The sequence below is a fragment of the Streptomyces sp. NPDC054840 genome (assembly GCF_053611065.1).
In genome coordinates, this window is the sequence record NZ_JBSGZP010000186.1 from 1 (window position 1) to 11,456 (window position 11,456).

General features: G+C 73.0%; 6 protein-coding genes and 1 pseudogene. 2 read left to right on the top strand and 5 right to left on the bottom strand.

Annotation, left to right across the window (positions count from 1 at the left end; all coding sequences use genetic code 11):
• The 5 genes and pseudogenes from ACWGIU_RS15840 to ACWGIU_RS15860 all read right to left on the bottom strand — a co-directional run.
• Positions 1-243: pseudogene (locus tag ACWGIU_RS15840) on the bottom strand (substrate-binding domain-containing protein); the annotation flags it as partial.
• A gap of 33 nt (positions 244-276) precedes the next feature.
• Positions 277-1,362 (bottom strand): ABC transporter permease, encoded by a 1,086-nt coding sequence (locus tag ACWGIU_RS15845; protein ID WP_453706171.1) that lies wholly within the window; start codon positions 1,360-1,362, stop codon positions 277-279.
• A gap of 2 nt (positions 1,363-1,364) precedes the next feature.
• On the bottom strand, positions 1,365-2,915 hold the full coding sequence (locus ACWGIU_RS15850; protein ID WP_453706161.1) for a sugar ABC transporter ATP-binding protein: 1,551 nt from the start codon (positions 2,913-2,915) through the stop codon (positions 1,365-1,367).
• Positions 2,916-3,046: 131 nt separating this feature from the next.
• Complete coding sequence (locus tag ACWGIU_RS15855) at positions 3,047-5,827, bottom strand: SpoIIE family protein phosphatase (protein WP_453706163.1); 2,781 nt, start codon at positions 5,825-5,827, stop codon at positions 3,047-3,049.
• A gap of 115 nt (positions 5,828-5,942) precedes the next feature.
• Complete coding sequence (locus tag ACWGIU_RS15860; RefSeq protein WP_453706165.1) at positions 5,943-6,902, bottom strand: cyclase family protein; 960 nt, start codon at positions 6,900-6,902, stop codon at positions 5,943-5,945.
• Between the two features lie 91 nt (positions 6,903-6,993).
• Between ACWGIU_RS15860 and ACWGIU_RS15865 the strand changes: the two genes are divergently transcribed.
• On the top strand, positions 6,994-7,944 hold the full coding sequence (locus ACWGIU_RS15865; protein WP_453706167.1) for an NAD-dependent epimerase/dehydratase family protein: 951 nt from the start codon (positions 6,994-6,996) through the stop codon (positions 7,942-7,944).
• A 19-nt stretch (positions 7,945-7,963) separates the two neighbouring features.
• Positions 7,964-11,344, top strand: coding sequence for an aminotransferase class I/II-fold pyridoxal phosphate-dependent enzyme (locus tag ACWGIU_RS15870; protein ID WP_453706169.1), 3,381 nt, complete (start codon positions 7,964-7,966; stop codon positions 11,342-11,344).
• The last annotated feature ends 112 nt before the right edge of the window (positions 11,345-11,456 follow it).

Genomic DNA, 11,456 nt, shown 5'->3' on the forward strand with positions numbered 1-11,456 from the left:
GCCGGGGACCGCCGCGGGGCCGGTGGTGGGCCCGTGCCAGGCGGTGTCGGCGTTCTCGGCCCGCGCGACGGCGGCCCCGGCGCGGGCGAGGGCGGCGGGGCACCCGGGCCTCGGCGGTGCGGCGCCGGTGGAGGGGCCGCCGCTCCCACAGCCGGCGAGGAGGGCGGCGGCCGCCGTCAGCAGGGCCGCGGCGGGGAGCGGGGTCCTGCGGTGCGGGCGGGGATGCGAGTCCTTCGGGTACACGGTGCTCCTGACGCGGTGCGCGTACGAACTTTTCTAGGGGGTGCGCAGCCGGCGGCGGGCGGAGTAGCCGGCCAGGCCGACGGCGATGAGGAGGGTGGCGCCGTTGAACAGCGGGGTGGCCCAGAAGTCCGCGCCGAGCTGGCCGATGCCGGCGAGGCCGATGGCGAGGACGGCGACGGCCACGACCGTGCCGAGGGCGTTGACGCGGCCGGGTCTGATCGTCGTGGACCCGAGCAGGGCGCCGACGAAGGCCGGCAGCAGGTAGTCCAGCCCGACGCTCGGGTTCCCGGTCTGCTGCTGGGCGGCGAGGAGGACCCCGGCGAGGCCGGTGACCAGGCCGGATCCGGCGAAGGCGTAGACGGAGTACCGGTGGCCGGGGATGCCGATGATGTCGGCGGTGCGCCGGCTGGAGCCGATGACGTACATGTACCGGCCGAGCGGCAGCCGTTCCAGGACGAGCCAGAGCGCGGCCGTGAGGGCGAGGACGTAGAAGGCGGGCAGCGGCAGTCCGAGGAAGCGGGAGTCGTAGAGGCCGGTGAAGGCGGCGGGCAGGCCGTCCGGGCCGGGGACGATCCGGGAGCCGTCGGTGATCCAGCCGGTGACGGCGTACATCATGCTCCCGGTGCCGAGCGTGGCGATGAAGGAGTCGATCCGCACGTACTCGACGACGACGCCGTTGAGGACGCCGACCAGTGCCCCGCCGAGAACCACGGTGACGCAGGCGAGCGGCCAGGGCCAGCCCGTATGGACGATGAGCTGTATCACCATCACATGGGCCAGGCCGAGGCCGTAGCCCATGGACAGGTCGAACTTGCCGGTGGCGATGGGGAGGGTCGCGCCGAGGGCCAGGATGGCCGGGATCGACTGGTTGGACAGGATCGAGGAGACGTTGTCCCGGGTGGGGAAGGTGTCCGGCAGGACGAGGGAGAAGACCAGGAAGAGCAGGACGGCGAGGAACAGCAGGCCGTAGGTGCCGATGTGGTGCCCCCGCAGGTGGGCCAGCAGGGATCGCGGCGCAGGTGAGGGCGAGGGCGGACCTGCGGGCGACGAGGACGAGGAAGAGGACGAGGGAGAGGATGAGGACGAGGGAGAGGACGAGGAAGAGGGCGAAGGGGACATGGTCACCGGTCCGTCGTGGGTCCGGTGATCGCGGGCATGGCCGAGGCGGTCCGGGTGAGTTCGGCGACCGTGAGCGCCGCACCGCTCAGCTCGGTGCTCACCCTCCCGCGGACGAACACCAGGGCGCGATGGCACACGTCCGCGACCTCTTCGAAATCGGTGGAGATGAGCAGCACCGCCAGGCCCGAGGCCAAGGCGTCGTCGAGCAGCCGGTGGAGGGTGGCCTTGGCCCCGACGTCCACCCCGGCGGTCGGCTCCTCCAGGACGAGCAGGTGCAGGTGCCCCCGGAGCCACCGGCCGACCACGACCTTCTGCTGGTTGCCGCCGGACAGGGTGGCGATCGGCACCTCGCTGTCGCGGGGGTGCACCGAGAACCGGTCGATGAGGGCGGCGGCCTCGGCGCGCTCGCGCCGGGGGCTGATCCAGTGCGCCGGAGCACCGGCCGCGCGCGGGTTCGCCAGGAAGTTCTCCCGTACGGTCAGGTCGGCGGCGCACCCCTCCTCCTGACGGTTGGCCGCCACGAAGCCGACGCCCGAGTCGAGGGCGGAGTGGACCGTACGCGGGTGGTACGGCAGGCCGGTGAGCAGCACCCGCCCGGCGAGGATGGGCCGGGCGCCGACGAGGGCGCGGCCCAGCTCCACGTGGCCGGCGCCGGTCAGGCCCACCATGCCGAGGATCTCACCGGCGCGCAGGTCCAGGCTGACCTCTCCGGAGGCCGCGGTCCGTACCCGGTCGAGGGTCAGCAGGGGTGCCCCGGCGGCGGCTGGGGGCGTGCCCCGCGTCCGTCGGGCCGGTGCGTGGCCCACGATCGCGTGCACCAGCCGGTCCGGGCTGTGACCGGCGAGCGGGCCCCGGTCGACCAGCCGGCCGTCCCGCAGGACGGCGAAGGTGTCGGCGACCTGGTAGACCTCGTCGAGCCGGTGGCTGACGTAGAGGATTCCGTGCCCACGGTCGCGCAGGGTGTGGAGCACGTCGAAGAGCCGTGCGCAGTCGGCGGCCGGAAGGGTGGCGGTCGGTTCGTCGAGGACGATGAGTTCGGCCCGGGTGGCGAGGGCGCGGGCGATGGCGACGAGCGAGCGCTCGGCGGGGCCGAGGCGGGCGACCGGGGCGCCGGCGTCCAGGTGCCCGGCGACGATCCGCAGGGCCTCGTCGCAGCGCTCCCGGGTCCGCCGCCAGGAGATCAGTCCGCGGCGCCGGGGGTAGCCGGTGCCCAGGGCGATGTTCTCGGCCACCGTCATCCACGGCACGAGACCGAGGTCCTGGTGGATGAAGGACATGTTTCGGGTCGCGGCGTGGCTGCCGACGGGATGGCCGGCCACCGTCACCTCACCCGTGTCGGCCCGGTGGACCCCGGCGAGCACCTTGATGAGGGTGGACTTCCCCGCTCCGTTGGGGCCGAGCAGGGCGAGGACGCTGCCGCGGTGGAGGTCGAGGTCGACCGTGTCCAGCGCGAGCGTGCCGCCGAACCGCTTGCTCAGGCCGCGCACGCGGACGAGCGGTGCGGCACCGGAGTGCGAGGGTGGGCTCGCCCAGGTGTCGGAAGCGTCATGCACAGACTTCTCCGGGGGTCGGCCTCCGAGTTCTTCCCGACGGTACGGGGCACTCTACGGGGATACTGCGGGTCATTCCCGGCATATCGCCGCGCGACCCGACCCTGATGGCCGAACGGTAGGAGATTCGGGGGTCAGACCGCGGCCAGGCTGCACTCGGCCCAGATGACCTTGCCGTCGGTGGTGTAGCGGGTGCCCCAGGACTGGGCGAGCTGCGCCACGAGGAACAGGCCGCGGCCGCCCTCGTCGGTGGTCGCCGACCGGCGCATGCGGGGGGCGCTGCTGCTGGCGTCGTGCACCTCGCAGATCAGGTTGCGGTCGTGGATCAGGCGTACCCGGATGGGCGCGGTCCCGTACCGGACGGCGTTCGTGACCAGCTCGCTGAGCAGCAGTTCCGTGGCGAAGGCGGTCTCCTCCAGCCCCCACCGGGTCAGCTGGCTGACGGAAGCGGCGCGGACCTCGGAGACGAGGGCCGGATCGGCGTCGAGCTCCCAGGTGGCGATCCGGTCCGCGGGCACGGCGTTGGTGCGGGCGACGAGGAGCGCGATGTCGTCGCCGGGGTGGTCGGGTGCCACGGCGTCGAGTACGGCCTGGCAGGTTTCCTCGGGTGCCCGGTCCGGGTGGGCCAGCGCCCGGTTCAGGGCGTCGAGGGCCACGTCGACGTCGCGGTGGCGGTCCTCGATGAGCCCGTCGGTGTAGAGGACGAGCTGGCTGTGCTCGGGGAGCCGGATCTCGACCGACTCGAAGGGCAGGCCGCCGAGGCCGAGCGGCGGACCTGCGGGCAGGTCCAGCAGGGACACGGCACCGTCGGGCTGGACCAGCGCGGGCGGCGGGTGGCCGGCGCGGGCCATCGTGCACTGCTGGGAGGTGGGGTCGTAGATGGCGTACAGGCAGGTGGCGCCGACGATGCCGGTGCTGCCGGAACCGGGACCGTCCCCGCCCTCCTCCCGGTCGAGGCGCACCATCAGGTTGTCGAGGTGGGTCAGGAGCTCGTCGGGGGCCAGCTCCAGCTCGGCGAAGTTGCGGGCGGCGGTGCGCAGCCGGCCCATGGTGGCGGCGGCGTGCAGTCCTTGGCCGACGACATCGCCGACGAGCAGGGCGACCCGGGCCCCGGACAGGGGGATGACGTCGAACCAGTCGCCGCCCACTCCCGACTCGGCGGGCAGGTAGCGGTGGGCGACCTCGACGGCGCCCTGCTCGGGGAGCCCGCGAGGGAGCAGGCTGCGCTGCAGGGACAGGGCGAGGGTGTGTTCGCGGGTGTAGCGGCGGGCGTTGTCGATGCAGAGGGAGGCGCGGGCGGCGAGTTCCTGGGCCAGCGAGCGGTCGTCGTCCCCGTACGGGGACGGGTCCTGCGAGCGGTAGAAGCTCGCGACGCCGAGGATGGCGCCACGCGCGAGCAGGGGGACCGTGATGAGGGAGTGGATGTTGTGCGCGAGGAGCAGCTCGGCGTGCTGGGGATCCTGCGCGATCCAGCCGAAGGCCGCTTTCAGGTCTGGTTCGAGCACCGGCTGCCCGGTGGCGATGCAGCGCATGTGGGGCGTGGTGGGCCGCAGGCTGACCTGAGCGCCGACCGGGTAGAAGGGGCAGTCCTCGCGGATGCCGTGGACCACCGTGCGGTGCATCTCGGTGGTGGGGTGGGGGGATTCCTCCCCGAGCAGTACGCCCGCGGGCAGGTCGATGGTGACGAAATCGGCCAACCTCGGGACGGCCGTCTCGGCGAGCTCCCACGCGGTGCGGCTCACGTCCAGTGTGGTGCCGATGCGGTTGCTGGCCTCCGCCAGCAACTCCAGGCGACGGCGCGCCGCGACGGCGTACTTGCCCACTTCGGGCTCGCCCACCAGCACCAGCCCCCTTACCCGGCCGCTCCGGGCACGGTCCTCGGCGGGCGGTGCGCCGCGGGCGCGGACCGTCACCGGATCCGGGCCGGGGGCGACGCGGGGTCCGAACGCGGGCGGCGCGGCGGCGGGGGCGTGCGGGTGAGCGGGCGCTGGGGCATGCCGTTCGGTGTCCTCGGGGAGCAGTGCCTCGACGACGACGCCCTCCACCCCGGAGGTGCTCGTCACGGGGCGGCTGACGAGGGTGACCCACCGGCCGCGGGACAGGGACACCTCGACGGCGGCCCGCCGGTCCTCGGACATCAGCTCCGTCGCCTTCTCCTTGAGGGTCGCCTGGTCGCTCTGCTCCAGCTCGCTCTGGAGGAAGTCGGCCATCGCGACCGGGTGCCCGTCGAAGCCGTGCTCGCTGCTCCGGGCCAGGTGCGCGGCATCGAGATAGGCCTGCAGCAGACCGTGCTCGCGCGCAGAACTCTGGTCCATCAGCCGTCGCTCGATGGCTTCGGCCGCCTTGCGTACCACGGGGATCAGCGCCGGGTCCGCCTCGGTGTAGGGATAGCCGAGGCACAGGACGCCCTGGATGTGCCCGCTGAGCTGGTCGCGCAGGGGGATCGCGGTGCAGGCGCTCGCCTGGGACCGCTCGGCGAAGTGCTCGGCCCCGTAGACCTGGCAGAGTCGCCTCTCCGCGAGGGTGAGGCCGATGCCGTTCGTCCCGGCGACCTGCTCGGCGAAGACGAACCCCGGGAGGATCTGGATCGGGGCGAGATGCCTGACCATGGACTTCTCACCGAAGCGGCGTGCGAGCACCATGCCGCGACCGTCGGCGAGGCAGATGTTCGTCTGGCTGCCCGCGAAAATGGCCTGGAGGCGGTCGAGCACGGGCTCGGCGGCCCGGAGCAGCGGACCGTCCACCTCGAAGTCCTGCTCGAAGGGGAGCTCGGACTGGTCCGGCGACAGCCCCAGCAGGCGGCTGCGCTGCCACGAACTCAGGATCGGACTTCTCACGCTCCCCTCGACCGACTCGCCCTGCAGGAATCGGTCACGGAAGCGCACGGGGCCGATGCGGTCTCCGACGACCCCCATGTGCACCACTTCCCCTCACCAGCGACCCTCGATCACCAGATTTGAGTATATTCCTCACATTTCGGCAATGAGGATCAATGAGGTCCGGGAGCGAAGTGATCAGCGGCCGCGGCCGTCACAGGACCGCGACCGGATTGACGGGCGAACCCGTCCCGCCGGGGACGTTCAGCGGTGCCACGACGAGCAGGAACGCGTAACGGCCCGCTGCGGCGCACGCGGCCGAGAGCGGTTCGAGATCGAGGTTGTCCAGCAGCGGCACCCCCATCGCCGTCACGGCCAGCGCGTGGACGGGGGAGTGCAGGCCCTCGACCGGCGAAGGCCGCACGTCGCTGTCCCCGTCGCCGCCCAGCAGTACGACGGCGCGCTCGGCCAGCAGCGGTACGGCGTGCACGTGCCAGCCCGCACTCGCCGCGTCGGGATTCCAGGGGCCGAGTGCCCGGCGCCGGCGCAAGGCCCCGGAGCGCAGCAGCACCGCGTCGCCGTGCCCGACGGTCACACCGAGCGCCTCCTCCGCGGCGAGGAGGTCCCGCGCGTGCACCGCACGACCCGGTTCGAGCCATTCGACCCCGAGGGCGGCGGGCAGGTCGACCAGGACGCCCCGCGTGACCAGGGGGCCGAGCGCCGACACCGCACCGAAGCGCGCCCCCGCCGCGTCGACGGACTCACGCGCCACGCGCCCGTCATACAGTCGCCCCCGGTAGGCGACGTGTGACAGCGCGTCGAGATGCGTCACCCCCTTGCCGTGATAGTCCGCGCCGAGGAAGTCCTTGTAGACGGACGGTTCCGGAGCCTGCACGTCGCCGAGATCGGACATGTGGTGCAGAGCGGGCTTCGCGTTGTCCGGGCCGGGGCGGGTGTCCCAGGGGCGTGCCATCGGGACGACCGTCCCGTCCCGGACCGCGAGGGCGGCCCTGCGCGCCTGCTCCGCCGTCACCCGGTTCCAGGCCCCGCGGTCGGCCGCCGCCCAGCGGCCCCACGTACGGACCGCCGCGAACAGCGCGTCGAACTCATCGCGGGAGACGGGAGGCCCATTGGCGGGGGCGCCGGCCTGGACGTCGGTGGGTTTGCCGCTCATCACCCCAGTGTCCGGCGCTCCGTGCCCCCGCGCTGGCCGGGAGACGTTCACCGGGGAAGGGAGCGCCGGTCGCCCGCGCTAGTGTGCGCACGTGAGCTTTCATGTCGTCATAGGTTTTGGACCCGCCGGCGCTGCCACCGCTCGGCTCCTCGCCGAACAGGGCCGTATCGTACGGGTCGTCACCAGATCGGGCCGAAGCCCGGAACCCGGGATCGAACACGTCGCGCTGGACGCGACGGACGCCGAGGCGCTGACGGACGTCGCGCGGGGCGCGGCGGCGATCCACAGCTGCGCCGCACCGCCCTACCATCACTGGGCCCGCGACTGGCCGCCGCTGGCCTCGTCGCTCTGTGCCGCGGCCGAGGCGACCGGGGCCGTACTGGTCATGCTGGGAAACCTCTACGGCTACGGCCCGGTGGACGGCCCGATGACCGAGGAACTGCCGCTCGCCGCCACCGGCACCAAGGGACGGGTCCGCGCCGCGGTCTGGGAGCAGGCGCGCAAACGGCACGAGCAGGGCCGTATCAGGGCCGTCGAGGTGCGCGCCTCGGACTTCTTCGGACCTGGCGTCACCGACGGCGGCCACCTGGCCGCACGGGTCGTGCCGTCGCTGCTGCGCGGCAAGCCGGTCACCACGCTGGGGGACCCGGACGCCCCGCACAGCTGGACCTACCTCCCCGATGTGGCCCGGACCCTGGTCGAGGTCGCCGACCAGGAGCGCGCCTGGGGGCGCGCCTGGCATGTCCCGACCCAGCCGGCGCTGTCCGTACGGGAGATGGCCGGGCGGCTCTGCGCACAGGCGGGAACAGGACCGGTCGCGGTGCGCGGGCTTCCGTCCACGGTGGTCGGCGTGGCATCGCTCTTCTCCCCGCTGATCCGCGAACTGAAGGAGATCCGCTATCAGTTCGATCGTCCGTTCGTCGTAAATTCGAGCGCCTACGAGGCGGCGTTCGCGGTACGGTCCACCCCCGTCGACGAGCAGGTCAAGGCAACCGTCGAATGGTGGCGCGAGCGACTCGCGACCAGCGACCGACACGGGTGACAGGACAGGGATGGACCACATGGAGGACCGCAGGCCGCGGCGGGAGGACATCGCCGTCGTGGGGATGGCGTGCCGGTTCCCGGGAGCGCGCAATGTGAATCAGTTCTGGCGGCTGCTGACGGCCCCGCAGCACCAGTTCGGAACGATCCCGGACTCGCGATGGCGCACCGCGCCCTTCCTGAGCGACAACTTCCGTGACGCCTCGTCGGCGTACACGGACACCATGGCGCTGTTGCCGGACGTGGGCCATTTCGACGCGGCCCACTACGGCATCCCGCCTCGGCGGGCCCGGGCGATGGACCCGCAGGCCCGGCTGCTGATCGACCTCGCCCGCGAGGCGATCCAGGACGCGGGGTGGGAGGCCGACGGCTTCGACCGCGAGGAGACCTCGGTGATCACCGCGCTCACCGAGGGCGGCTACCGCGAACTCAGCACCCTGCAGATCCGGATGCGTCAACTGGCCGGTGGCGAGTTCGGGGCGCGGCTCACCCACCCGCGCCTGCAGGAGACGGTCCGGGCCGTCGACGGGCTCAACGGCACCTCCGTGGCCGGGCTCCTGCTCAACATGGGACCCAACACCATCAGTTCGGTCTTCGACCTGCATGGCGAGAGCTACGCCCTGGACTCGGCCTGTTCGGGCGGACTCATGGCCGTGGCCAATGCCGTGCACGCCCTGCGTGCCGGCCGCTCCCGCATCGCCCTCGCGGGCGGCGCGCAACTGATACTCACCCCCGACCTGCTGGTCGGGCTGTGCCGGATCGGCGCCATCTCGCGCAGCGGCCGCTGCCTGCCCTTCGGCGCGAAGGCCGACGGCTTCGTCCTGGGCGAGGGCGCGGGGATCCTGGTGCTGCGGCCCCTGACCGATGCCCTGGCGGCGGGCGACCGGGTCTACGCGGTGATCCGCGGCGTGGGAACGGCCAACGACGGGACCGTTCAGGGCGGGATGCACCCCCAGGCGGCCGGCCAGCTCCGCACCCTGCGCCGGGCCTACCGCGACGCGGGACTCGCCCCGGGCGCGGTGGGCTACCTGGAGGCGCACGGCACCGGGACCACGGTCGGGGACCCCGTCGAGCTCGGTGTCCTGCGCGAACTGCGCGGAGAGCGCCCCGAACCCGCCTACCTCGGTGCGGTGAAGGCGGTGGTCGGTCACTCGCTGAACTCCGCGGGGATCGCCGGGCTCATCAAGTCGGTCCTGGCGGTGCAGCGGGGCGTGATACCCCCGCAGCCGGAGTGCGACCTGGCCGATCGCTCCGGGCTCGACGCCGCTCGGCTGACCGTGGCGACGACGCCGACACCGTGGCCGGACCACGCCGGGCCGCGCCGGGCGGGGGTGAGCGCCTTCGGCTTCGGCGGTACGGGCGTCCATCTGGTGGTGGAGGAGTGCACCAGGGCCCCGGCGGGCCCGGCGGCGTCCGCAGCGAAGGACCGCGGACCGCACGTACTGGCCCTCAGCGCCCGTGACCGGGAGGGACTGGCCCGCTACGCCCGGGAACTCGCGGACACCATCGCCGAGGACCGGCCGTCGCCGGCCGCCGTGGCGGACACCCTCGCCCGGCGCACCCCCCTCACGCACCACCTCACCGTGGTGGCGCAGGACGCCACCGATGCCACCGTCAAGCTGACGGCGGCCGCCGCCGCGATCGCCGCCGGACGTACGGAAGGGCTCGCGGAGTACACCGAGGTCGCCCCGGCGTCCCGGCCGCCCGTGACGGTGCGGACACCCCCGTGCACCCTGCCGCCGAGCCCGCTGTCCCCGCGCCGCCACTGGGTCGTGGACGACTCGGCGCGCGAGGTCCCGGATCCCGCCGAGCCGATACCCCCGGCGCTCGCCGTCCCGCGCCCCGACGGCGCGCGCACCACGACCGCCAGGACCGCGGCATCCGCCGCGGCCATCGTGTTCGAAGAGGTCTCGCGGACCGGGGTCTTCCCGCTCTCCGAGCTGAGCGGACATCTCACCCTGGTGGCCGATCTCGGATTCGACTCCCTGATGTTGCAGGAGCTCGAAGTCAACATCGCCAAGCGGATTCCGGGCTTCCGGCCCGAGGAGCTGTTCTCGCCCGAACTCACCGTCGGCCGGCTGATCGAACTCGTCGGTCCGGACACCGGCCCGGACGCAGACCCGGACACCGGCCCGGACCACGCGCCGGCGCCCGCCGGACCGGTCCGCCGGCAGGAGCGCACCACATGGAATGCCGGGACGGCCGTCATCGAGGAGTTCCCGGAAGTCGGTGAGTTCGAGCAGCGCCTCGGCCGGATCACCGACAGCGGTGCGGACAACCCGTACTTCCGGGTCCATGAGGGCACCATCCGTGACACGACCGTCATCGCGGGCCGCACCCTGCTGTCCTTCGGCAGCTACAACTACCTCGGGCTCTCGGGACATCCGGCCGTCGACGAAGCCGTGCACCGGGCGGTGGACCGGTACGGCACCTCGGTATCCGCGAGCCGAGTCCTCTCCGGCGAACGGGAGCTGACCGTACGGCTGGAGCGGGCACTGACGGACTTCCTCGGCGTCGGCGACTGCCTGGCACTGGTCAGCGGGCACGCCACCAACGTCACCGCGATAGGGCACCTCGTCGGCCCCGAGGACCTCGTGCTGCACGACGCGCTCGCCCACGACAGCATCCTCCAGGGGTGCGCCCTGTCCGGCGCGGCGCGACGCCCCTTCGCCCACAACGACATGGGGCAGCTGGAACATATGCTCCGGCTCAACCGGTCCCGGTTCCGGCGGGTACTGATCGCCGTCGAGGGTGCCTACAGCATGGACGGCGACCTGGTCGACCTGCCCGCCGTCATCGAGCTGAAGAAGCGTTACGGCGCACTGCTCATGATCGACGAGGCCCACAGCATCGGCACCGTCGGCGAACGCGGCCGCGGAGTGGGCGAGTTCTACGGCGTCGACCGGTCCGACGTGGACCTGTGGATGGGCACCCTCTCCAAGGCCTTCGCCAGCTGCGGCGGCTACCTCGGCGGATCGGCCCGGATGGTGCGCTGGCTGCGTCACACGCTCCCCGGCTTCGTCTACAGCGTCGGCCTGACGCCGGCCAACGCGGCCGCGGCGCTGGCCGCCACCGAGCTGCTCATCGCGCAGCCGCAGCGGGTACGCACGCTCAGGCGGAACTCCGAACTCTTCCTCGGGCTCGCCGCCGCGGCCGGACTGGCGACGGGCTCCAGCGCCGGCACACCCATCGTGCCCTGCATCCTCGGCGACTCGGCGAGGACCCTGCGCGTCGCGGACGGGCTGTTCGCCCGCGGCGTCGTCGCGGACCCGATCTTCCACCCCGCCGTGGAGGAGGGGCTGTCGCGACTGCGGTTCTTCGTCACCAGCGAACATCGCGAGGAGGACATCGGACGCGCCGTGTCGATCCTGGCCGAAGAGGTGGCCGCCGCCGGATCCTAGGCCGTGTCCACGAAGTCCCGCCTGCCCCGCGGCGCCTGGCGCCGCACCTCGCCGCGTTGTCGGGCGCGCCCGAGTACGTCCGGTACGGAGGCGCCCCTCCGCCGTGCGATGT